The 23690-nt window shown below is 55.1% G+C and carries 16 protein-coding genes, 1 rRNA gene and 1 riboswitch; of the genes, 10 read left to right on the plus strand and 7 right to left on the minus strand.

Annotated elements, in window-relative coordinates; genetic code table 11:
• Positions 1 to 7: 7 nt before the first annotated feature.
• The 5 genes from rrf (at position 8) to aceK (ending at position 6339) form a co-directional block, all read left to right on the plus strand.
• Positions 8 to 123: ribosomal RNA gene (rrf, locus tag AC790_RS15335) — 5S ribosomal RNA — on the plus strand.
• Positions 124 to 429: 306 nt separating this feature from the next.
• Positions 430 to 1359, plus strand: coding sequence for a homoserine O-succinyltransferase (gene metA, locus AC790_RS15340; RefSeq protein WP_007891827.1), 930 nt, complete (start codon positions 430 to 432; stop codon positions 1357 to 1359).
• Between the two features lie 263 nt (positions 1360 to 1622).
• Positions 1623 to 3221: a malate synthase A gene (aceB, locus tag AC790_RS15345; RefSeq protein WP_049852334.1), complete on the plus strand. Its 1599-nt coding sequence runs from the start codon at positions 1623 to 1625 to the stop codon at positions 3219 to 3221.
• 16 nt (positions 3222 to 3237) lie between these two features.
• Complete coding sequence (gene aceA / locus AC790_RS15350; protein ID WP_007891833.1) at positions 3238 to 4539, plus strand: isocitrate lyase; 1302 nt, start codon at positions 3238 to 3240, stop codon at positions 4537 to 4539.
• A gap of 66 nt (positions 4540 to 4605) precedes the next feature.
• Entirely contained in the window at positions 4606 to 6339 is a 1734-nt protein-coding gene (gene aceK / locus AC790_RS15355) for a bifunctional isocitrate dehydrogenase kinase/phosphatase (RefSeq protein ID WP_049852335.1), read from the plus strand.
• Here the strand turns inward: aceK and iclR are convergent.
• On the minus strand, positions 6336 to 7169 hold the full coding sequence (gene iclR / locus AC790_RS15360; RefSeq protein ID WP_007891835.1) for a glyoxylate bypass operon transcriptional repressor IclR: 834 nt from the start codon (positions 7167 to 7169) through the stop codon (positions 6336 to 6338). The two genes, aceK and iclR, sit on opposite strands and share 4 nt — an antisense overlap.
• Positions 7170 to 7367: 198 nt before the next feature.
• Between iclR and metH the strand changes: the two genes are divergently transcribed.
• On the plus strand, positions 7368 to 11051 hold the full coding sequence (metH, locus tag AC790_RS15365; RefSeq protein WP_049852336.1) for a methionine synthase: 3684 nt from the start codon (positions 7368 to 7370) through the stop codon (positions 11049 to 11051).
• 559 nt (positions 11052 to 11610) lie between these two features.
• Here metH and AC790_RS15370 read toward each other — a convergent pair.
• The 5 genes from AC790_RS15370 to pgi all read right to left on the minus strand — a co-directional run bounded on the left by AC790_RS15370 (position 11611) and on the right by pgi (position 17576).
• Positions 11611 to 13701: a YjbH domain-containing protein gene (locus AC790_RS15370; RefSeq protein ID WP_049852337.1), complete on the minus strand. Its 2091-nt coding sequence runs from the start codon at positions 13699 to 13701 to the stop codon at positions 11611 to 11613.
• Positions 13701 to 14438, minus strand: a complete 738-nt coding sequence (locus AC790_RS15375; RefSeq protein ID WP_049852338.1) for a capsule biosynthesis GfcC family protein — start codon at positions 14436 to 14438, stop codon at positions 13701 to 13703. Before AC790_RS15375 ends, AC790_RS15370 begins: the two co-directional genes overlap by 1 nt.
• Positions 14435 to 15082, minus strand: coding sequence for a YjbF family lipoprotein (locus AC790_RS15380; RefSeq protein ID WP_049852339.1), 648 nt, complete (start codon positions 15080 to 15082; stop codon positions 14435 to 14437). Before AC790_RS15380 ends, AC790_RS15375 begins: the two co-directional genes overlap by 4 nt.
• A 73-nt stretch (positions 15083 to 15155) precedes the next feature.
• On the minus strand, positions 15156 to 15404 hold the full coding sequence (yjbE, locus tag AC790_RS15385) for an exopolysaccharide production protein YjbE (protein ID WP_007891326.1): 249 nt from the start codon (positions 15402 to 15404) through the stop codon (positions 15156 to 15158).
• Positions 15405 to 15929: 525 nt separating this feature from the next.
• Positions 15930 to 17576 carry a glucose-6-phosphate isomerase gene (gene pgi, locus AC790_RS15390; RefSeq protein WP_007891325.1) on the minus strand — a complete coding sequence of 549 codons (1647 nt, stop codon included), beginning with the start codon at positions 17574 to 17576 and terminating at the stop codon, positions 15930 to 15932.
• Between the two features lie 373 nt (positions 17577 to 17949).
• A riboswitch (Lysine riboswitch) is annotated at positions 17950 to 18144 on the plus strand.
• A gap of 111 nt (positions 18145 to 18255) precedes the next feature.
• On the opposite strand from pgi, the gene lysC reads away from it, so the two are divergent.
• From lysC to panS, 3 genes are all read left to right on the plus strand, one after another.
• Positions 18256 to 19611: a lysine-sensitive aspartokinase 3 gene (gene lysC / locus AC790_RS15395; RefSeq protein ID WP_049852340.1), complete on the plus strand. Its 1356-nt coding sequence runs from the start codon at positions 18256 to 18258 to the stop codon at positions 19609 to 19611.
• Positions 19612 to 19875: 264 nt separating this feature from the next.
• On the plus strand, positions 19876 to 20568 hold the full coding sequence (gene aqpZ / locus AC790_RS15400; RefSeq protein WP_049852341.1) for an aquaporin Z: 693 nt from the start codon (positions 19876 to 19878) through the stop codon (positions 20566 to 20568).
• A 174-nt stretch (positions 20569 to 20742) separates the two neighbouring features.
• Complete coding sequence (gene panS / locus AC790_RS15405) at positions 20743 to 21666, plus strand: ketopantoate/pantoate/pantothenate transporter PanS (RefSeq protein WP_007891320.1); 924 nt, start codon at positions 20743 to 20745, stop codon at positions 21664 to 21666.
• A 91-nt stretch (positions 21667 to 21757) separates the two neighbouring features.
• Here panS and AC790_RS15410 read toward each other — a convergent pair whose 3' ends face one another.
• The gene (locus AC790_RS15410; RefSeq protein WP_007891319.1) at positions 21758 to 22351 is read right to left on the minus strand and encodes a YhgN family NAAT transporter; all 594 of its coding nucleotides are present in this window, start codon (positions 22349 to 22351) and stop codon (positions 21758 to 21760) included.
• Positions 22352 to 22572: 221 nt separating this feature from the next.
• On the opposite strand from AC790_RS15410, the gene asd reads away from it, so the two are divergent.
• Complete coding sequence (gene asd, locus AC790_RS15415; protein WP_049852342.1) at positions 22573 to 23682, plus strand: aspartate-semialdehyde dehydrogenase; 1110 nt, start codon at positions 22573 to 22575, stop codon at positions 23680 to 23682.
• Positions 23683 to 23690 lie beyond the last annotated feature (8 nt).

Raw genomic sequence — 23690 nt, forward strand, 5'->3', positions numbered from 1 at the left:
GAATTTGCCTGGCGGCTTTAGCGCGGTGGTCCCACCTGACCCCATGCCGAACTCAGAAGTGAAACGCCGTAGCGCCGATGGTAGTGTGGGGTCTCCCCATGCGAGAGTAGGGAACTGCCAGGCATCAGTTAGGTGAAGAAGCCCTGAACGGAAGTTCAGGGCTTTTTTACGTCTATATCTCTGTAAAAATGCAGTGTTTTAGTGCAATTTTCAGCGAAAATTACAGCTAAATAGTCAAAAACCAGATCATATTCCCCCAACAACTCATCAAATATTAATAATCTTGCTGCTCTTCGTCCCAATTCCCACCTAAAGCTGAAACATTTTCATAAACCGCATGAAGACTCGACATTCACAGCATACCAGGCTAATGTCGGGCATCTGGATGTCTAAACGTTTATACGGTTGTAAGAAAGAGGTGAGCAGGTTATGCCAATCAGAATTCCCGACGAATTACCGGCAGTGAATTTTTTACGTGATGAAAATGTCTTTGTCATGACGTCATCGCGCGCCAGTGTTCAGGAAATTCGTCCACTTAAAGTGCTGATTCTTAACCTGATGCCAAAGAAGATCGAGACGGAAAACCAGTTCCTACGGCTGTTATCAAACTCGCCGCTGCAGATTGACGTGCAGCTGCTGCGTATTGATAGCCGCGAGTCGCGCAACACCCCGACCGAGCATCTGAACAACTTCTACTGCAACTTTGAAGACATCCAAAACGATAATTTCGATGGGCTAATTGTCACCGGTGCCCCGCTGGGACTGGTTGATTTCAATGATGTAGCCTACTGGCCGCAGATTCAGCGCGTGCTGCATTGGGCAAACGAACATGTCACATCGACGCTGTTTGTTTGTTGGGCGGTACAGGCGGCATTAAACATTCTGTATGGCATTCCTAAGCAGACGCGACAGAACAAATTATCCGGTGTTTATGAGCATCAGATCCTGCATCCGCATGCACTGCTAACGCGTGGTTTTGACGACACTTTCCTGGCGCCACATTCACGCTATGCAGATTTCCCCAGCCAGTTAATTCGTGACTACACCGATCTCGAGCTGTTCGCCGAAGCGGAATCTACCGGCGCCTACCTGATGGCGAGTAAAGACAAGCGCTTAGCATTTGTTACCGGCCATCCTGAGTATGATGCGCTGACGCTTTCTGGCGAATATCATCGTGATTACGATGCGGGCTTACATCCGGAAGTGCCGTTCAACTACTTCCCGCAGGACAATCCTGAACTGCCACCGCGCGCCACCTGGCGCAGCCATGGCAATCTGCTGTTCTCGAATTGGCTCAACTACTACGTTTATCAGATCACGCCGTTCGATCTGCGTCGTATGAATCCCACGCTCGAATAAATCCAACGCCTCGTTTTATCCTGCCGCGATAGTCGAAAGCTATCGCGTTTTTTTTTGCCTTCTGTATCTAGTGGAACCTATTGCCTTTAATTTTATGAATTAAATTATATAAATATCAATGTCATAAATGCCATCTAATACAAAAATGGAAATAGTTTTTGAAAATAAAATAAAAACCGTTATGCTCTGATCTTGCAGGTTAAAAAACACCCTACATCCGGATCCTGTCGTTAGGCGATGGATCAACTCAGGAGGCAGCCCGCATGACAGACTCGGTTATCAGCAATACGCTAACCTTTAGCCAGCCCTTTACCCACGCGGAAAAGCAGCTGCTTACCCCGGAAGCGATCGATTTTATCCATTCACTGGTGGTGCGTTTTGCACCTGAGCGTGAGCGTCTGCTGAAAGCACGCCAGCAACGCCAGCAGCGCTACGACCAAGGCGAACTACCTGGATTTGATTCGGAAACCACTTCCATTCGTGAAAATGAGTGGCAGGTGCGGCCAATCCCCCCGCTGTTGCAAGATCGTCGTGTGGAGATCACCGGTCCGCCGGATCGCAAAATGGTGATCAACGCGCTTAATGCGAACGTCAACGTCTTTATGGCCGACTTTGAAGATTCGCTGGCACCGACCTGGCAGAAGCTGATTGATGGACAATTAACGCTACGCGATGCGGTTAAGGGTACGCTGAGCTTTACCAGTGAAACCGGCAAGATCTACCAGCTGCGCGCCAACCCGGCGCTGCTGATGTGCCGTGTACGTGGTCTGCATCTGAATGAAAAGCATGTTGAGTGGCGCGATCGAGCCATTCCCGGCGGGCTGTTTGATTTCGCGCTCTACTTTTTCCACAACGTTGAAGCGCTGCGGGAGAAGGGCCATGCGCCATGGTTCTATTTGCCGAAAACCGAGCATGCGGCTGAAGTGGCATGGTGGCGTGAGATCTTCCGTTTCAGTGAAGATCGCTTCGATCTGCCACGCGGCACGATCAAAGCCACGGTATTGATCGAAACGCTGCCCGCGGTATTTCAGATGGATGAGATCCTGTGGGAACTGCGCGATCACGTGGTTGGGCTCAACTGTGGCCGCTGGGATTACATCTTCAGCTACATCAAAACGCTCGGACAACATCCCGATCGCATCCTGCCGGACCGCCAGCAAATCAGCATGGACCAACCATTCCTGGATGCCTATTCTCGCCTGCTGATCAAAACCTGTCATCGCCGCGGCGCGCTGGCGATGGGCGGCATGTCAGCGTTGATTCCTAGCAAAGATACGGAACGCAATTTATGGGTAACGCAGAAGGTGCAGGAAGACAAAACGCGTGAAGCCGGCAACGGTCACGACGGCACCTGGGTGGCACATCCCGGTCTGGCAGATATTGCGATGGAAGCATTTGACCGTCAGCTCGGCGATAAGCCCAATCAACTGCATATTACGCGTGAGCAGGATGCGCCAATCACCGCAGAACGTTTATTGGCACCGTGTCGCGGCAAGCGCACCGAAGCGGGCATGCGCGCTAATATTCGCGTGGCGCTGCAATATCTGGAAGCCTGGATCAGCGGCAATGGCTGCGTACCGATTGATGGCCTGATGGAAGATGCCGCCACTGCTGAAATCGCACGTACTTCGATCTGGCAATGGATTCATCACAAACAGATTCTCAGCGATGGTCAGCCGGTAACGGTAGCGCTTTTCGAACGCCTGCTGGAAGAAGAGTTAGCTGCGTTGCAGCAAACCCTTGGCGCAGAACGTTGCCGCAACGGACGTTTTGAGGATGCCGCCGCGCTGATGGCGCAAATCACCACCGATAACCAACTGGTTTCTTTCCTCACTCTGCCAGGCTACCGCCTGCTGCCTTGAACCCGGAGATATGGCTATGAATCGTACGCAACAGATCAAACTGCTGGAATCGAGCTGGAACGATGCACGTTGGGAAGGCATTACTCGTCCGTACAGTGCAGAGGACGTTATCAACCTGCGCGGCTCGGTGAATCCAGCCTGCACGCTGGCGGAACGCGGCGCCACCAAACTCTGGTCGTTGCTTAATGGCGAATCCAGCAAAGGCTACATCAACAGCCTCGGTGCGCTGACCGGCGGTCAGGCGGTGCAGCAAGCAAAAGCAGGCATTGAGGCGATTTACCTCTCAGGCTGGCAGGTGGCGGCCGATGCCAACCTCGCCGGGCAGATGTATCCCGATCAGTCGCTGTATCCGGTGAATTCGGTGCCAAACGTGGTGGAACGTATCAACCAAAGCTTCCAGCGCGCCGATCAGATTCAGTGGGCCAGCGGCGTCTCGCCAGACGATGAGGACTTCATCGATTACTTCCTGCCGATTGTGGCCGATGCGGAAGCCGGTTTTGGCGGCGTGCTCAATGCTTTCGAGCTGATGAAATCGATGATTCAGGCCGGTGCCGGTGCGGTGCATTTTGAAGACCAGCTAGCGGCAGTGAAAAAGTGCGGACACATGGGCGGCAAAGTATTAGTACCGACGCAGGAAGCGATTCAGAAACTGGTGGCAGCACGTCTGGCGGCTGACGTAATGAACGTGCCGACGGTATTAATTGCGCGCACTGATGCCGATGCCGCCGATCTGATCACGTCCGACTGCGACCCGCGCGATGCAACATTCATTACCGGTGAGCGCACTGCCGAAGGCTTCTTCCGCACGCACGCAGGTATTGAGCAGGCGATCAGTCGCGGGCTGTCCTATGCACCTTATGCCGACGTGCTGTGGTGTGAAACCTCGACGCCGGATCTCGAGCTGGCGCAACGTTTTGCCGATGCCATTCACGCGCAGTACCCCGGCAAACTGCTGGCCTATAACTGCTCGCCGTCGTTTAACTGGAAGAAGAATCTCGACGATCGCACTATCGCACGTTTCCAGCAGGCGCTGAGCGACATGGGCTATCGCTTCCAGTTTATTACGCTGGCCGGCATTCACAGCATGTGGTTCAACATGTTCGACCTTGCGCACGCCTACGCGCAGGGCGAAGGCATGCGGCATTACGTGGAAAAAGTGCAGCAGCCGGAATTTGCAGCGCGCGACAAAGGCTACACCTTCTCGTCACATCAGCAGGAAGTGGGGACCGGCTACTTCGATCGCATCACTAATGTGATTCAGGGCGGGCAATCCTCGGTGACTGCATTGACCGGTTCCACCGAAGCCTCGCAGTTCTAATCTCACACCGATACTGCCTTTGTAGGGTCGCCATTTATGGCGACCGTTTCCCCCGGAGCGTTGCCAATGACACCGAGAGAATCGTTAATCGCCCACACCATTCTGCAGGGTTTTGACGCGCAGTATGGTCGCTTTCTGGATATCACTGCTGGCGCACAGCAGCGCTTTGAACAGGCTGACTGGCACGCGGTGCAGCAGGCGATGAAAGCGCGTATTCATCTCTACGATCACCACGTTGGCTTGGTTGCTAATCAGCTGCGCATTCTCAATGATACTTCGGACTGGGATGAAGCTTTCTGGCTGCGCGTCAAAAGTCATTATGAAACCCTGCTGCCTGGCTATCCGCGCCACGAAATTGCCGAGAGCTTCTTCAATTCGGTCTATTGTCGCTTACAGGGCCACCGCCATTTGTCGCCCGAACGCTTGTTTATCTTCCCGTCGCAGCCTTACGCGCCGGCACCCGTTGCACAGCGCCCGCTGTCGCGCCTGTATCGTCCGCAGCAGAATTGGCAGGAGACATTGCGTCAGGTGCTGAATGACATGCCGCTGCGCCTAACGTGGCAGGATCAAACGCGCGATATCGGCTGGATTGTGCGTCATCTGCATGAGCAGTTTGGCGCCGCGCAGCTGGCAAACGCGACGCTGGATGTCGCTAGCGAGCTGTTTTATCGCAACAAAACCGCGTGGATTGTGGCGCGGCTGCAGCTCAATGATGGCGTAGTGCCCTGCTTGTTGCCGATCCAGCGTGATGATGCCGGACGCTTGTGGATCGATACCTGTCTGACCGATAGCGATGATGCCAGCATCGTGTTTGGCTTTGCGCGCGCCTACTTCATGGTTTACGCGCCGGTGCCTGCTGCGCTGGTAGCGTGGCTGCAACCGATTTTGCCGGGCAAAACTGTGGCTGAGCGCTACATGGCGATTGGCTGTCAGAAGCACGGTAAAACCGAATGTTATCGTGAATACCTGCACTATCTGGCGCACAGCGAGGAGGATTTCACCGTCGCGCCCGGCATTCGCGGTATGGTGATGATGGTGTTCACGCTGCCGGGTTTCGATCGCGTATTTAAAGTGATTAAGGACCGTTTCGCGCCGCAAAAGGAGGTCACCGATGCGCAGGTGCGTGACTGCTATCGCATGGTCAAAGAGCACGATCGCGTCGGACGCATGGCGGATACGCAAGAGTTTGAACACTTTGCATTGCCGCGCGCCCGTATTCCTGCCGAGCTGATGGCGGAGTTTGAGCGCGATATTCCGCAGAAGCTGGAAGTACGTGACGATGTGGTGATTATTCGCCACTTGTGGCTGGAGCGCCGCATGGAGCCGCTCAATCTGTGGCTGGCACAGGCGACACCGGAACAGCGGCAGCATGCGATTGGCGAGTACGGCGATGCGATTCGCCAGCTGGCGGCGGCGAATATTTTCCCCGGTGACATGCTGTTCAAAAACTTTGGTATGACGCGCCATGGTCGCGTGGTGTTTTACGACTACGACGAGATTCGCCCGATGAGTGAGTTGGTGTTCCGCGATGTACCGCAGGCGCGTTATGAAGAGGATGAACTGCAGGCCGAACCCTGGTACAGCGTCGGCCCGGATGACGTGTTCCCGGAAACCTTCCGCTATGCGCTATGCAGTGAACCGGCGACCGGTAAATTACTGCAGGCGCTGCATCCACAACTGTTTGATCCCAACTGGTGGCGCGCGCTGCAAACGCGCATCCGCGCAGGGCATATTGAAGAGGTGATTGCCTGGCGCGCGAGCCAGCGTTTCAGCGCGCGCTATGCTGCGGTGGCCGCTTAACGGCCAGAATAGGTTTGCGTCACCTGTTTGGCGGCGCGAATCACCAGCGCACCCAGTTCGGTGATGCGGTCGTCTGTCATGCGTGCAATCGGGCCGGAAATGGAGATTGCCGCGAAGGGTTCGCCATGCTCGTCATAGATCGGCGCAGCGACACAGCGCAGGCCTAGCGCGTGCTCCTCGTCATCATGGGAGAAGCCCATCTTACGAATCAGCGCCAGATTTTCCTTCAGGCTGTGCGGCGAAATCAGCGTCTTCGGCGTGTAATGGTGCAAACCTTTTTGATGCAGCAGCGCTGTTACTTGCTCATCGCTCAGATGTGCCAGAAATGCTTTGCCGGCGCCGGAGGCATGCATCGGCAGCTTACCGCCAATGGGTGCGGACATCCGCATCAGCTGCGTGCACTGCACCTGATCGATGATCACCGCCTGATAATCGCTGAGATCCAGCACCGCCAGATTCACCGTCTCACCGGCATCTTCCATCAGCTTGCGCAACAGCGGATGCACAATCGCCAGCAGATTGCGGCTCTGCAGGAAGCTGCTGCCGACCACAAAGGCGTGCGAACCAATGGTCCATAACCCTAAGTCGCCCACCTGATGGACAAAGCCTTGTTGCTGCATGGTGGTGAGCAGGCGATGCGTGGTGGAGTTGGGTAAACCGGCCTGTTGTGCCAGTTCGGTGAGCGCCACGCTGCCGTGGGATTCGGCAATCAACTCCAGCAGACGCAGGCCGCGCGTAAGAGATTGAACTTGCCCGCCAACGGGCGCGCTGGTGGTCGTGGTGGTGGCACGCGGTTTCTTGCCGCGTTTTACGGGCGCAGGGGTTGCCATAACTTCTCCACAATCGCATTAATTATGGAAACCATTTTCGTTTTTAATGGTGCGAATGCAAACGTTCGCTTTCTGGTCGGATCTGTTAGGCATCATGGCTGAAAATGTCTCATCTGAGCTGACTTTTGCTCATCTTAAAGATATGCCAGTATGTCTGGCTGGCATATTAGCCAACGCAATGACGTGGACGGGGCAACAGTGAGCAACAAAACAGAAATGCTGCAGCAGCAGCTGGCGCAACGCATCATGATTCTGGACGGTGGCATGGGCACCATGATCCAGAGTTATAAACTGAGCGAGCAGGATTTTCGTGGCAGCCGCTTTGCCGACTGGCCGTCCGATTTGCAAGGTAACAACGATCTGTTGGTGCTCACCAGGCCGGATGTGATTCGCGAAATCCACGATGCCTATCTCGCCGCGGGCGCGGATATTCTGGAGACCAATACCTTTAACTCCACCACCATTGCGATGGCGGATTACGCGATGGAAGCGCTGTCGGCGGAGATCAACTTCGAAGCCGCCAAACTGGCACGTGCCAGCGCCGATGCCTGGACGGCAAAAACACCGCATCGTCCACGCTACGTGGCGGGCGTGTTGGGCCCGACCAACCGCACCTGTTCTATCTCACCGGATGTTAACGATCCCGCTTATCGTAACGTCACCTTCAATCAGCTGGTGGAAGCCTATCGCGAATCCACACATGCGCTGATCGCTGGCGGTTCTGATCTGATCATGATCGAAACGGTGTTCGATACGCTGAATGCCAAAGCGGCGATTTATGCGGTGCAGGCCGAGATGGAAGCGATGGGCGTTAAGCTGCCGCTGATGATCTCCGGCACCATCACCGATGCCTCCGGTCGTACGCTCTCCGGTCAAACCACCGAAGGTTTCTATAACTCGCTGCGCCACGCCGAGCCGCTGTCATTTGGTCTTAACTGTGCGCTGGGGCCGGACGAACTGCGTCAATATGTGGCGGAGCTGTCGCGCATTGCCGAAGGCTACGTCACCGCGCACCCGAACGCCGGTTTGCCCAATGCCTTTGGTGAATACGATCTTGATGCCGCCATTATGGCCGAGCAGATTGGTGAGTGGGCACGTGCCGGATTCCTCAATATTATCGGTGGCTGCTGCGGTACCACGCCGGAACACATCGCGGCGATGGCGGCTGCGGTGGAAGGTGTTGCGCCGCGCCAGCTGCCGGAGATTCCGGTGGCTTGTCGCCTGGCGGGCCTGGAACCGCTTAACATTCACGCCGACTCGCTGTTCGTCAACGTTGGCGAACGTACCAACGTCACCGGCTCGGCTAAGTTCAAGCGCCTGATCAAAGAAGAGAAATATAACGAAGCGCTGGATGTGGCGCGTCAGCAGGTTGAGAGCGGGGCGCAAATCATCGATATCAACATGGATGAAGGCATGCTGGATGCGGAGGCGGCGATGGTGCGCTTCCTCAATCTGATTGCTGGTGAACCCGACATCGCGCGTGTGCCGATCATGATCGACTCCTCAAAATGGGAGGTCATTGAGAAGGGCCTGCAGTGCATTCAGGGTAAAGGCATCGTTAACTCCATCTCGATGAAAGAGGGCGTTGAACCTTTCATTGATCACGCGCGGAAAGTGCGTCGCTACGGCGCGGCGATGGTGGTGATGGCGTTTGACGAAGTCGGTCAGGCGGATACGCGCGCGCGCAAAATCGAAATCTGTCGCCGCGCCTACAAGATCCTCACCGAAGAGGTCGGTTTCCCACCAGAAGACATCATTTTCGATCCGAATATTTTTGCCGTTGCCACCGGGATTGAAGAGCACAACAACTACGCGATGGACTTTATCGGTGCCTGTGCCGATATCAAGCGCGAATTGCCGCATGCGCTGATCTCCGGCGGCGTCTCCAACGTATCTTTCTCGTTCCGCGGTAATGAACCGGTGCGTGAAGCGATTCACGCGGTGTTCCTCTATTACGCCATCCGCAACGGCATGGATATGGGCATCGTCAATGCCGGGCAGCTGGCGATTTACGACGATCTGCCGGCCGAGCTGCGCGACGCTGTGGAAGACGTGGTTCTTAACCGCCGTGATGATGGCACCGAGCGCCTGCTGGAGCTGGCGGAGAAATATCGCGGCAGTAAAAGTGACGGCGAGCAGGAGAAACAGCAGGCCGAATGGCGCAGCTGGGACGTGGTAAAACGTCTGGAATACTCGTTGGTGAAAGGCATCACCGAGTTTATTGAGCTGGATACCGAGGAAGCGCGTCAGGCATCTGAACGCCCGATCCAGGTGATTGAAGGCCCGCTGATGTCCGGCATGAACGTGGTTGGCGATCTGTTCGGCGAGGGCAAAATGTTCCTGCCGCAGGTAGTGAAATCGGCGCGCGTGATGAAGCAGGCGGTGGCCTATCTCGAACCTTACATTCAGGCCAGCAAAGAGGCCGGACGCAGCAACGGCAAGATCGTGCTGGCGACGGTGAAGGGCGATGTGCACGACATCGGCAAAAACATCGTTGGTGTGGTGCTGCAGTGTAATAACTACGAAATTATCGACCTCGGCGTGATGGTGCCGAGCGACAAAATCCTTAAAACCGCGATTGCCGAGAACGCCGATATTATCGGGCTTTCTGGGCTGATTACGCCGTCGCTGGATGAAATGGTTAACGTGGCGAAAGAGATGGAGCGCCAGGGATTCACTATCCCGCTGCTGATTGGCGGCGCGACCACCTCGAAGGCGCACACGGCGGTGAAGATTGAGCAGAATTACAGCGGTCCAACGGTGTATGTGCAGAACGCCTCGCGCACCGTGGGCGTGGTGTCATCGTTGCTCTCCGCTACGCTGAAAGAAGATTTCGTGGCACGCACGCGCAAAGAGTACGACACGGTGCGTATTCAGCATGCACGTAAAAAGCCGCGCACGCCGCCGGTCAGCCTGCAAACCGCGCGCGATAACGACTACTCCATTGATTGGGAAAGCTATACGCCGCCGGTGCCGCATCGTCTCGGCGTGAGCGCAGTGCAAGCCAACATTGAAACGCTGCGTAATTACATCGACTGGACGCCATTCTTTATGACCTGGTCGCTGGCGGGAAAATATCCGCGCATCCTGGAAGATGAGGTGGTGGGCGAAGAGGCCAGGCGGCTGTTTGCCGATGCCAACGCGATGCTGGATATGCTGAGCACCAGCGGCACGCTCAATCCTCGCGGCGTGGTGGGGATTTTTCCGGCTAACCGCGTCGGCGATGACATTGAAATCTATCGCAATGAGAACCGCAACGAGGTGCTGTGCGTGAGCCATCATCTGCGTCAGCAGACCGAGAAAACCGACTTTGCTAACTATTGTTTGGCCGACTTCGTGGCGCCGAAATCCAGCGGTAAAGCCGATTACCTCGGCGCGTTTGCCGTTACCGCTGGAATTGAAGAGGATGCGCTGGCCGAGGCGTATGACAAACAGCACGATGATTACAACAAAATCATGGTGAAAGCGGTGTCGGATCGTCTGGCGGAAGCCTTTGCCGAGTATCTGCACGAGCGGGTGCGCAAGGTGATTTGGGGCTTTGCCGCCCATGAAAATCTGAGCAACGAAGAGCTGATTCGCGAGAACTATCAGGGCATTCGTCCCGCGCCGGGCTATCCCGCTTGTCCGGAACATACCGAGAAAGCGCCGATCTGGCAGCTACTGGATGTGGAAGCCAATACCGGTATGAAACTGACCGAATCTTTCGCTATGTGGCCAGGCGCGGCGGTTTCCGGCTGGGATTTCAGTCATCCTGACAGTAAATATTTTGCCGTGGCGCAGATTCAACGCGACCAGGTAGAAGATTACGCGGCGCGTAAAGGGATGAGTGTGACCGAGGTTGAGCGCTGGCTGGCACCGAATCTGGGTTATGACGCGGATTAATATTCGCTAACGCGCAATAAATTGCGCCGCTACGGTATGTGCATCTATCCGTAGCGGCGCGATTTATCGCGTAATGCCGATCCGTTAAGCGCTGAGCGACTTTCGTTCGCCATCGGCTGAGGCAGTTTCAGTCATGCCGTGCGGCGACCGAGCAGAGGACGCCTGGCCGCGCCCTCTGCACTCCCGGGCCCTGCGCCAGCCCATCCCGCCGCTTCGCGGTGCCTTCACTCCCTCACGATTCCTGACGGACCAGCGGCGATTCGCTCCTGCTCAGCGCCGCCTCTCGCCGCATCCCTGCGGCTCGCCCTGGAATCCCTCACTCGTTCAGCGGGATGGGATGTCGCCTCAACACCCGCGCTGCAGCAGCAATGCCTATTCCTGAATTATCATCGCTGTAACGCTTGTAGGGTCGCCATTCATGGCGACCCGGTAACCCACGCAGAGCAAGTGCGCTGCTTAACTGACGTGCATTACGCCATTGATGGCGACCTTCTTAAATATATGTACAAAAAAAAGGTCGGCATAAATGCCGACCCTACGATTAATACAGATGAATCAATCAGTTAAAGCGCGCATCGCGATCTGACGTTAGATCATACAGCTGATACTTACGGCCCAGCATCTGGCCGCCATCACGCGTTAACGGCACCCAGTTCACCTGCGCACGGCCACGCGTTGGCGTCACGGTAAACAGATCCATCGGTACCGAAATGTAGAAGCCTTTGGTAAAGTCGCCTTCACCATACGCTTCTGCCGACACATTGGTTTTGGTGGCGTAGAAGCCAACCATCACACCGCTGTCGAAGCGCTTCGACACATCCAACGTCACGCCTTTATCTTTTGCCAGATATTCACCGACGCTGGCTTTCACCAATACATCCTGCATAAACCATGGACGCCAGTAAGCGGTGAAATGCCCGGTTGGCGCTTTGTAGTCGGTGAACTGCATCATGTTGTCCCAATCACGCTGCTTCACGTAGTTGGCATCAACGCCGAATGCCCAGTTGCTATCAATCGGACGATACAACACCTCGCCACCGACGCCACCATACATGGTTTCCAGATAACCGCCGTAAACCTGGCCGTAGAAACCGTTGCCGAGCGACCGCATATAGTTGGCTTGCAGATCGTTGACGTAAACGTTGTTCTCAACGTAATCACGAATATGGGTACGCACGCGTGGCAGCGTGGAGTCGGCTGGCGCGCCGTTATAGTTAAACTTGTCGTAGTTATTGGCGATGTTACCAAACAGGCTGCCGCCGACTAACAGATGATCGGTGAGCCAGTAATCGGCGTTGGCCATCACGCCAACCTGATACATGTAGAAGCTTTCCGGTCCGCCGACCGACTGATTCAGCACCGGCGACAAGCTGTAGTTCAGGCGATCTTTGCGGATGAAGAAACCTTGCTCGGTGGTGCCGGGATCAACCGGATTGTCGCGCGTTTGCTGCAGCGGCTGCTCATGCCCAAGCGGATAACCGGCCAGCTCGTTGTGCAGGCTGGCGACGTTGGTGCGCGTGCTCACCTGCGGCATATTGAAGCGCGACTCGGTGACATCGATGGTATCGATACCGGCAGGCAGGTTGTTCATGATGATGCGATTGGCACGATCGACGCCTTCGCGCGTGTCGCGATATTTGGTTTGCTCGCCGGAAACGTACAGCGTGCTGCCTTTGGTCTGGATATGCGGGCCGTTCAGTCCGGCGTTGTACTTCAGATCCGTCAGCTGATTCGCCACCACCGTCGGTTGCAGCAGGTCGCCCTGCGGCTGCGGGTTGTAGGCCGGTTTCTCGCTATCAATGTGCGACTGATGCAGATCGTTGAAGTTAGTGCGCAGGGTAAAGCCGAACATAAAGGTGTTGCCGCGCTCGTAGCTGGCGTTGATGTCGGCCCAATCGGTGATGCGATAAATCGCGCCGACGTTAACCTTACTGCGCTGATCCAGACGGCCAGCAAAATCATCCTGATAGTTGTTACCTTCGTACTCCACCTTCAGGCGCAGCGGCTGCCATGGCGTTTGATACTCCACGCCACCAAACAGTGCTGAAGGACCGTGGAACATCTGCGAACCGTTAATCGAACCCGCTTCGCCGTTACCGGTGCGGCTACAGAAACTGTCGCTGTAGGAGCAGAACGGGTTTTTGATGGTGCCGCTATTGCCGAGATAACCCCAGCCCAGACCTAAAGTGAAATCAAACGGCCCCCACGCTTTGCTGGCCACCAGATATTCGCTGTCGAATAAACCGGTACCGCCTAAATCGCGCGAGCCCACGGCCACTTCCGGCAGCCAGTAGCTCTCTTGCCACAGGCGCAGCTTCACATCGAAGGCTTTATCTTTATAACTTTGATTGCCGCTGAAGCCTTCCACTGCGCTGTAGCGACGGGTTCGCACGTCGGTATAACGCACGGTGGTTTCCAGCCACGGGAACAGCTGCAGTGAGGCCGAATAGTAACGATATTGATCGTTATCGCGGAAGTTAACGCTAAATTCACCCTCTTTCGCCATACGCGCAGTTGGCGTCTGCATCAGACCTACGCCACCAAAATCAGATTGCGAAGGGCCGACCGGTTCCGGCCAGGTCTCCGCATGCACCTGGCAGGCAGCGGAAACAGAAGCAGCCAGCAGGCTGATAATTAATTGTTTTTTCATCAGTCTGGTATCCGGTGAGTCAGAACGGAAAGCATGCGCGCATTCAAATCGCTTTGGCCCCAGGGCAGGCTCCATGAGGTGAAACCGAGCCAGATAATGCTGCCGGGCTCCACTTCGATATGGCGATGATTCCAGTAGGCAATTGGCACGTGTTGTGTGCTGCCAGACGGCGCAATCACCGTGGCAAAGCTGCGTTCCGCACCGGAAAGGCGATCGTGACCGTCGAGGTAATCACGCACTTCACGGCCAGGCTGCCAGCTCTCTTTTCCTGGATTGCTTAGCGCACCCAGCACCAGCACCTGCGTGGGTTGTACCAGCGTGTAGAGGTCATAGCTGCCCTGCAGCGTGCGGTTAGCCTGCGGACGCAGACGCACCTCATCGGGATCGAGTGAGGTGAATTGGCGGCCAGTGACTTTTATGTCGTTAAGCTGGTGGATGACCGCGCCAATGGTGGCGGCCAGCGACTCGCCGCTGTCGGCTTGCCAGGCGCGCAGATCGGCCAGCAGCTGTTTCTGCTGTTGCTGTGCTACCGCGGTTGCACCGCGTTCGGCAATCACCGTGCCCGGCCACCAACTGCGCAGTGCAGGATTTGTCAGTAATTGAGAGAGGTTTTGCGCATCATCGATTTGCAGTGCGTTTTTACCCTGCACATCGTGCACGGTGACTTGAGCCGCGGCCAGCGCATGGCCAGCCGTTAGCAGCATCAACGCTGCCAGCATTGGAGTTATTTTATTCATGATTTCGCCGGCTTCAGAATGGTGGTTTCAACAGGGAATGCATCGGCGGCCAGCATCTGGCTGGCCTGCAGCACCGTGCCGTCACGGTTATCGATCCAGAACGTATTTTGCCACTCGGTCCCCAGGCTCTCCATACGAACGGTCTCATGCCAGACACGGCACGGCACGCGTTCGCCGGTGATATCCAGCACCGTATCGTCACCGCGCTGGAAGCGGGAAACGGCTGTCGCGGCGCGCACGTTATCCTGTTCGCGCCACTGCACCACGCGCGTCCAGCTGGCACCGTTTTGCAGGTGTAACGCATCGGCGAGCGGATCCTGCGCCAGGTTGCTGACGTCAGTGAGGTTGCTCGGTAGCCCGAGGGTTTTCACCAGGCGGCCATGCTGCATCACCAGCATCGCTTTATCCTGGGTGATCCACTTCTGCTGACCGTTTTCGTTGTAACCGAGCACCACGAAGATGCGCGGACCATCATTGATGTGAGCATAGAGGCTGGCGTAGGGCAGGTTAGCAACCTGTTCATCGGTAACTGTGACATCATCCGGGCCGTTAACGGCCAGCATCACGGTTTGTTCAAGGCCTTTTTGCGTTTGTGTGCAGGCCTGCAACAACAGGCAAAGAAGTAGCAAAGAGAGTCGGCGCACTGTATATCCCTGTCTAAATAAGCCAAGCAAAAAATAACCACACGGGTGTGTGGTTATGCTTAAAGGTGCTATATCAACGAGTGGTGCTCGTTGTGGTGGTTGTTGTTGTACCGGTATTTGCACCGTCACCGCCGCCAGAAGCAGCAATGCCGAGACCCACTAACGCACCGAGCGCGCCGATACCGACAGCGGTAGACGCACCGGCAGAGATTGCTCCCGCCTGCGCGCCTGCTGCAGCACCAGCTTCTTCCGGCGCGGCAATCGCAGCGGAGGAAACGGCAACGTAAAGTAAGGCTGCACCGGCAACCATCAGTTTTTTCATAACAACGTTTCCTGCATTTATATGAATCAATGAATGTAGGATCTACCCAGAATTCGGGCGCGTTCAGTATAGGGCAACAAATTACCAGAGTTCAGCATGAGTAAAAGAGGGCGCAAACCTAAGACATTTCTGGTGATAAATACGGCGAATTGGCGTTAGCTGCTTTTTTTAAATGCAGTTTTTTCTGAGGGTGGAATAATTATTTGATTGTCTATAGCAGGGCAGAATTTTTCACTTTTGCATTAACTATTGGTACGGAATAGGAATAATCAGAATTTCCTGAAGCAGGTTAAATAAAAATGATAAATCAATCATATGGATAGCGAGAGGCTGACCGTAAAATAGGGCCATTTTTTAATTAAAAGGGTGGCGGATAATAGGGCAAACTTCCGATTATCCTTAGCGTATTTTAAGAATTTTCTAAGCGGAGCAGCAGACTAAAATAACCGAATTGCGCGGGTTGTTGCCTATTTGGCATAAAAAAGGCGGCAACCATGCCGCCTTATTCACTGGGTGGGTGGGAAATTAACGCCAGGATTTGTAGCGATTAATTAAGCCATTAGTGGAGCTATCGTGGCTACTAATTTCCGCGTCATTCTCCAGCTCTGGCAAGATGCGGTTTGCCAGCTGTTTACCCAATTCAACGCCCCATTGGTCAAAGGTGAAGATGTTGAGAATCGCGCCTTGCGTGAAGATTTTGTGTTCATACAGCGCAATCAGCGAGCCCAGGCTGAACGGCGTAATTTCACGCAGCAGGATTGAGTTGGTTGGACGGTTACCTTCGAACACCTTGAACGGCACGATGTGTGCCACGGATGCGGCCGATTTGCCGGCATCGGTGAACTCTTTCTCTACCACATCACGCGACTTACCAAACGCCAGTGCTTCGGTCTGTGCAAAGAAGTTCGACAGCAGCTTCGGATGGTGATCGGTCAGCACGTTGTGGCTTAAGGCCGGTGCAATGAAGTCGCACGGAATCAGTTTGGTGCCCTGATGAATTAGCTGGTAGAACGCGTGCTGGCCGTTGGTGCCTGGCTCACCCCAAATGATGGGGCCAGTCTGATAATCCACCGGGTTGCCTTCACGATCGACATATTTACCGTTGGATTCCATGTTGCCCTGCTGGAAGTAAGCAGCAAAGCGATGCATGTACTGGTCGTACGGCAGAATCGCTTCGGTTTCGGCACCAAAGAAGTTGTTGTACCAGATGCCAATCAGCGCCAGCAGCACCGGCAGGTTTTGCTCGGCAGGCGTATTAGCAAAGTGATTATCCATCGCATGTGCGCCGCTCAACAGCTGCTCGAAGTTCTCGAAGCCGATAGACAGAATGATCGACAAGCCGATTGCTGACCACAGTGAATAGCGGCCGCCAACCCAATCCCAGAATTCGAACATGTTGTCGGTATCGATACCGAATTCACCCACCGCTTTGCCGTTGGTCGACAGCGCTGCGAAGTGCTTCGCCACGTGCTGTTGGTCGCCCGCAGTTTTCAGGAACCAGTCACGCGCGCTGTGGGCGTTGGTCATGGTTTCCTGCGTGGTGAAGGTTTTTGATGCCACGAGGAACAGCGTAGTTTCCGGGCTGAGATCTTTCAGCGTTTCAGCGATGTGCGTGCCATCAACATTGGATACAAAGTGCATGTTGAGGTGATTTTTGTACGGACGCAGCGCTTCGGTCACCATAAACGGGCCGAGGTCGGAACCGCCGATGCCGATGTTAACCACATCGGTGATCGCTTTACCGGTATAGCCTTTCCACTCACCGCTAATGATGCGCTCGGAGAAGCCTTTCATCTTCGCCAGTACCGCGTTGACTTCCGGCATCACATCTTTGCCGTCGACCACAATTGGGGTGTTGCTGCGATTACGCAGTGCAACGTGCAGTACCGCGCGCTCTTCAGTGCGGTTGATCTTCTCGCCAGAGAACATCGATTTGATCGCGCCAGCCAGATCGGTCTCTTTAGCCAACGCCTGTAATTTTTCGAGGGTTTCCTCGGTGATGCGGTTTTTAGAGAAATCCACCAGCATCTGGTCATCGAAAGTGGCAGAGAATTTCGCAAAACGATCGGCATCTTGCGCAAACAGATCGGCGATTTGCACCGATTTCATCTGGTCAAAATGCTGCTGCAGCGCTTTCCAGGCTGCGGTTTGGGTCGGATTGATATTTTTCATGGCAACACTCTAGTTGATATAAGAACCGTCATTCCATCCGGGGCATCCTGCTCGCCCGGCATCCTTAGCACTCTTGCACGGGGTTGAGTATGACTACAGTTACTACCTAAGGGAAAAAATTTGTGACCGTGGCCGCAGTGTTTCAGGTAAATCCGGCGGCGATTGTCAGCGCATCAGCAGGAAATTTCCCTGTGCCGCATCAGCAAAAAGCGGCATTTGTCTGATTCGGACTCTACTTTAGGTCGGTGTTGGCAACCGCGTTTGTTCAACGATGCGTTTACCGAAGTGTAAAAGTGAGAAATCCTCAAAGTGCAGGGATGGACAGGGGGGAAAATAATCAGTACTTTATGCGCGCTACTTACACCTCCGGGTGTAAGCCAGAAGAGGCGCGTCGCCCAGGCAGTGTGTTTGAGGATCCGTATCCGCAGATAACACATCAGGGGGTGTGACGCCGAGGTGGGGCAACACGCGGGGTGTTGCACTGTCGGCTGCAGGGGCTGAATCCTCTGGGTTGTCACCAGAATCGTCCACAGTCGGACGCTTCGCAAGGTGAAGCGCTTCTGGGTGACTTGTCTACTGATCTTGTCTGCCCAATTCTGCTCTTCTCTTGTGCCTAGGCTGCTACTATGTCTTCCGCCCCAAAAACGGAAGAAAGATAACCTGACACGGGGTTCGTTACATGTCTCAAAATCTGATCGTGGCTAAATTTGGCGGCACCAGCGTTGCCGATTTTGATGCTATGAACCGCAGCGCAGATGTTGTGCTGTCTGATGCCAATACCCGCTTAGTGGTGCTCTCTGCCTCCGCTGGCGTCACCAACCTGCTGGTTGCCCTTGCTGAAGGCCAGGAACAAGCGCAACGCGCTTACCTGCTGGATGAAATCCGCCGGATTCAATACGCCATCATCGATCGTCTACAGTCGCCGGATGTCATTCGCGAAGAGATTGATCGCATGCTGGAAAACATCACCATGCTGTCTGAAGCGACCTCGCTGGCCACTTCGCATGCGCTAACCGACGAACTGGTGAGCCACGGTGAGCTGATGTCGACGCTGCTGTTCGTGGAGATCCTGCGCGAGCGCCAGGTCAACAGCGAATGGTTTGACGTGCGTAAAGTGATGCGTACCAGCGACCGCTTTGGCCGCGCGGAACCCGAAGTGGCGACGGTGAAAGAGCTGGCTGCAACGCAGCTGCAGCCGCGCATTGCTGAAGCGCTGGTGGTCACTCAGGGCTTTATCGGTAGCGAAATCAAAGGCCGCACCACCACGCTGGGCCGTGGCGGCAGTGATTACACCGCCGCGCTGCTGGGCGAAGCGTTGCAGGCGGCACGCATTGATATCTGGACCGATGTCGCCGGTATCTACACCACCGATCCTCGCGTGGTCTCCACCGCAAAACGTATCGAAGAGATTACGTTCGAGGAAGCGGCGGAAATGGCCATTTTCGGAGCCAAAGTGCTGCATCCGGCCACCTTGCTGCCGGCGGTGCGCAGCGATATCCCAGTATTCGTCGGTTCGAGTAAAGATCCGGCTGCGGGCGGTACGCGCGTGTGCAACGAAACCAAAAATCCACCGTTGTTCCGCGCGCTGGCACTGCGTCGTAAGCAGACGCTGGTGACGCTGCACAGTCTGAACATGCTGCATGCACACGGCTTCCTGGCCGAGGTGTTCAATATTCTGGCACGCCATAGCATTTCGGTTGATCTGGTCACTACCTCGGAAGTGAGCGTGGCGCTGACGCTGGATAGCACCGGCTCCACCACCACCGGCGACAGCTTGCTGACGCAGGCGCTGCTGACTGAACTCTCTTCACTGTGTCGTGTGGAGGTAGAAGAGAATCTGGCGCTGGTGGCGATCATCGGTAATAACCTGTCGAAAGCCTGCGGCGTGGGCAAAGAGGTGTTCGGCGCACTGGAGCCGTTCAATCTGCGCATGATTTGCTACGGTGCCAGCAGTTATAACCTGTGCTTCCTGGTGCCAACGCCAGATGCAGAAGAGGTGGTACGCGCACTGCACAAGAATCTTTTTGGTTCTTAAGGCAAATTTTTAGCGCAATAAATCAAGCCGGACCTGGTCCGGCTTTTTTATTGGTTAATTTTCTTAAACAATAATTTAAGCGCAGCGCTACCGTATTCTTCGTTCCAGACATTTCTGAAGATTCCTCTGATGACGGGCAAGACACGTCTTGATTACGCTGGAATTGCCTAAAAATCACACTATTCTCTCATTCAGCGGTTGCGCTTTAATCGCCAAAAACGATAATCCCGCCGCGAAAACATTAAATTATTTGAGGGAATAAAGATGAAAAGGTTTGTGGCAGAGACGCTCGGCACTTTTGTGCTGGTTTTAGGCGGTTGTGGTAGTGCGGTTTTGGCGGCGGCGTTTCCAGAGTTGGGCATCGGTTTTGCGGGTGTGGCGCTGGCATTTGGTTTGACAGTATTGGTGATGGCGTTTGCCGTTGGCCATATCTCAGGTGGCCATTTTAACCCGGCGGTCACCATCGGTCTGACCGTGGGCGGCCGTTTTCCGGTGTCACAGGTCGTGCCCTATATTATCGCGCAATTAGTCGGTGCCATCGCCGCAGCGGGCGTGTTGTATCTGATCGCCAGCGGTAAAGCCGGTTTCGATGCGGCGGCCAGCGGTTTTGCTTCTAACGGTTATGGTGAGCACTCACCAGGCGGTTTTAGCCTGACTGCGGGGATGATCACCGAACTGGTGCTGACGGCGGTATTCCTGATTGTGATCATGGGCTCAACCGATAAACGTGCACCGGCCGGTTTTGCACCGATTGCTATCGGTCTGGCGCTGACGCTGATCCATCTGGTGAGCATTCCTGTAACCAATACTTCCGTGAACCCGGCGCGTAGTACCGGTGTGGCCATCTTCCAGGGTGGCTGGGCATTGGATCAGCTGTGGATGTTCTGGTTATTACCGATTATTGGTGCCGCGATTGGTGGTGCGATCTACCGCTTTTTACTGGAAAAAGCAGAGTAACTTCGTCGTATTTCCGCGGATCGGCAGCAGCCGATCCGCATTTTCCTCTGCAAGTGACTTCCCGCCTTACGTCAAGATAACGAAATGTTATGATCCCGCGTCCGTCGCTGTGGTCGTTCCCTGCGCGACATTTCATCTGTGGCAATATTAAAAAATCCCTAAGGAAGTCTGGTTATGCTCGGCAAACTTACCCGCCTGTTCCCGCTCTGGGCCGTGCTGCTCTCGGTCGCTGCTTATTACTCGCCCTCCACCTTTCTCGGTATCGGTCCGTGGGTCACCTATCTGCTAATGCTGATTATGTTCGGCATGGGCGTAACGCTCAATATTGATGATTTCAAACGCGTGCTGGTGCGCCCGGCGCCGGTAATTGCCGGCACCTTTCTGCACTATCTGGTGATGCCACTGGCCGCCTGGGGCCTGGCGAAACTGTTCCAGATGCCGCCGGATCTGGCAGCGGGCATGATTCTGGTCGGCAGCGTGGCGAGCGGCACCGCATCTAACGTGATGATCTATCTGGCGAAGGGCGATGTGGCGCTGTCAGTCACTATCTCATCGGTGTCAGCGCTGGTGGGCGTATTTGCCACGCCGCTGCTGACGCGCTTCTACGTTGATACGCACATTCAGGTTGATGTGGTTGGCATGCTGCTCAGCATCGTGAAAATCGTGGTGATTCCGATTAGCCTCGGCCTGATTGTCCACCACTCCATGAACAGCGTGGTGCGCCGCGTTGAGCCTTATCTGCCAGCGTTCTCCATGCTCTGTATTCTGCTGATCATCAGCGCGGTGGTGGCGGGTAGCCAAAGCTTTATTGGTTCGGTGGGTTTGATGGTGATTGTGGCGGTGATTCTGCACAACGCGATTGGTCTGCTGGGCGGTTATTGGGGCGGCAAACTGTTTGGCTTCGACGAATCCACCTGCCGCACGCTGGCGCTGGAAGTGGGCATGCAGAACTCCGGCCTGGCGGCGACGCTGGGCAAACTCTACTTCTCGCCGCTGGCAGCACTGCCGGGCGCGCTGTTCTCAGTGTGGCACAACCTGTCAGGTTCGCTGCTGGCTGGCTACTGGTCGGGTAAACCGATCGATAAACAGCAGAAATAATCGCGGTCGCCATGAACAGTGGTCGCCATGAATGGCGACCCTACGATCGCACCGGTTTGTCGTAGGGTGCGCATTTATGCGCACCTTTTCATTACAGCTTCAGGTACGTTCGAATCCCATCCAGGAACATCTGCGTTGCCAGCATAATCAAAATCAAACCCATCAGGCGTTCCAGCGCGTTAACACCTTTATCGCCGAGCAGGCGTAAAAATAGCCCCGACATCAGCAAGATCGCCACCGTTACGCCCCAGGCAATCAGCAGCGCGCCAACCAGATGCGTCATCTGATTGGGATATTGATGCGACAACAGCATCAATGTCGCCAGCAGTGACGGGCCAGCCACTAAGGGAATTGCCAGCGGCACGAGGAACGGCTCTTCGCCGGCCGGCAAGCCGCTGGTGCTGGTTTCGGCGGAGGGAAAAATCATGCGGATGGCGATCAGGAACAGAATGATACCGCCGGAGATCGACACGGTTTCGGTGCGCAGGTTAAGAAACGTCAGAATGCGTTCACCGGCGAATAAAAACAGCAGCATCAGGGCCAGCGCGATCAGCATTTCACGCATCAGCACCACGCGGCGGCGCTTAGGTTCCAGATGCTTCAGTACCGACATAAAGATCGGCAGGTTGCCCAGCGGGTCCATAATTAATAGCAGCAATATGGTCGCGGATATCATCTCAGTCATGTCAGGTAAACCATCCTATCTATTTGGCCGGGGCCATTATTAGTTGTATTGCTGAAAAAGTTAGCGCAATCGAATTAATTCACTTGCCAGAAAGGCTGCATTTTGTAGAGTTGACGGTCATAGGTAAACCTGATTATTACGCAGACGGGCAGGATTATCCGGCCCGTCTTTTCCTCGCACCACTTAGGGCTTCCTTCGAGAACACCCGAGACGGACAGAAAATGAAGAATGTAGGTTTTATTGGTTGGCGTGGCATGGTCGGCTCAGTGCTGATGTCACGTATGAGCGAAGAACGCGATTTTGATGTCATCAATCCGGTCTTTTTCTCCACGTCACAGCTTGGTCAGGCGGCGCCGACGTTCGGCGGTAAGTCGACCGGTGCGCTGCAGGATGCTTTTGATATCGAGGCGCTGAAGGCGCTGGATATTATTATCACCTGCCAGGGCGGTGATTACACCAGTGAAGTCTATCCGAAGCTGCGCGAAAGCGGCTGGCAGGGTTACTGGATTGATGCGGCTTCCACGCTGCGTATGAAAGATGACGCCATCATCATTCTCGATCCGGTCAACCATAACGTGATTCGTCAGGGCCTCGACAACGGCATCAAAACCTTCGTCGGCGGTAACTGCACCGTCAGCCTGATGCTGATGTCGCTGGGCGGCCTGTTTGCCAACGATCTGGTTGAGTGGGCTTCGGTAGCCACTTACCAGGCGGCATCCGGCGGCGGCGCACGCCACATGCGTGAACTGCTGACGCAGATGGGCATGCTGCACGACCATGTTGCCACCTCGCTGCAGAACCCCGCTTCGGCGATTCTGGATATCGAGCGCAGTGTTACTGATTTCACCCGTTCAGGCACCTTGCCAACCGATAATTTCGGCGTACCGCTGGCGGGCAGCCTGATTCCGTGGATCGACAAACAGCTGGATAACGGGCAGAGCCGCGAAGAGTGGAAAGGCCAGGCGGAAACCAACAAGATTCTGCGTACCAGCAATGTGATTCCGGTTGATGGCTTGTGTGTGCGTGTTGGCGCCCTGCGCTGCCACAGCCAGGCCTTCACCCTCAAGCTGAAAAAAGACCTGCCGCTGAGCGAAATCGAACAGCTGCTGGCTTCCCACAACGAGTGGGTGAAAGTGGTGCCAAACGACCGTGAAATCACCATGCGTGAACTGACGCCAGCCGCCGTCACTGGCACGCTGACTACGCCAGTGGGTCGCCTGCGCAAACTGAACATGGGGCCGGAATACCTTTCTGCCTTCACCGTGGGCGATCAGTTATTGTGGGGCGCCGCTGAACCGCTGCGTCGCATGCTGCGTTTGCTGATCGACTAAGCGCAGCG

Source organism: Pantoea sp. RIT-PI-b (genome assembly GCF_001187905.1).
Taxonomy (GTDB): domain Bacteria; phylum Pseudomonadota; class Gammaproteobacteria; order Enterobacterales; family Enterobacteriaceae; genus Pantoea; species Pantoea nemavictus.

Bases quoted from the DNA above. Each gene is read 5' to 3' on its own strand.
- metA (WP_007891827.1), top strand. From the start codon at position 430: ATGCCAATCAGAATTCCCGACGAATTACCGGCAGTGAATTTTTTACGT.
- aceB (WP_049852334.1), top strand. From the start codon at position 1,623: ATGACAGACTCGGTTATCAGCAATACGCTAACCTTTAGCCAGCCCTTT.
- aceA (WP_007891833.1), top strand. From the start codon at position 3,238: ATGAATCGTACGCAACAGATCAAACTGCTGGAATCGAGCTGGAACGAT.
- aceK (WP_049852335.1), top strand. From the start codon at position 4,606: ATGACACCGAGAGAATCGTTAATCGCCCACACCATTCTGCAGGGTTTT.
- iclR (WP_007891835.1), bottom strand. From the start codon at position 7,169: ATGGCAACCCCTGCGCCCGTAAAACGCGGCAAGAAACCGCGTGCCACC.
- AC790_RS15370 (WP_049852337.1), bottom strand. From the start codon at position 13,701: ATGAAAAAACAATTAATTATCAGCCTGCTGGCTGCTTCTGTTTCCGCT.
- AC790_RS15375 (WP_049852338.1), bottom strand. From the start codon at position 14,438: ATGAATAAAATAACTCCAATGCTGGCAGCGTTGATGCTGCTAACGGCT.
- yjbE (WP_007891326.1), bottom strand. From the start codon at position 15,404: ATGAAAAAACTGATGGTTGCCGGTGCAGCCTTACTTTACGTTGCCGTT.
- pgi (WP_007891325.1), bottom strand. From the start codon at position 17,576: ATGAAAAATATCAATCCGACCCAAACCGCAGCCTGGAAAGCGCTGCAG.
- lysC (WP_049852340.1), top strand. From the start codon at position 18,256: ATGTCTCAAAATCTGATCGTGGCTAAATTTGGCGGCACCAGCGTTGCC.
- aqpZ (WP_049852341.1), top strand. From the start codon at position 19,876: ATGAAAAGGTTTGTGGCAGAGACGCTCGGCACTTTTGTGCTGGTTTTA.
- panS (WP_007891320.1), top strand. From the start codon at position 20,743: ATGCTCGGCAAACTTACCCGCCTGTTCCCGCTCTGGGCCGTGCTGCTC.
- AC790_RS15410 (WP_007891319.1), bottom strand. From the start codon at position 22,351: ATGACTGAGATGATATCCGCGACCATATTGCTGCTATTAATTATGGAC.
- asd (WP_049852342.1), top strand. From the start codon at position 22,573: ATGAAGAATGTAGGTTTTATTGGTTGGCGTGGCATGGTCGGCTCAGTG.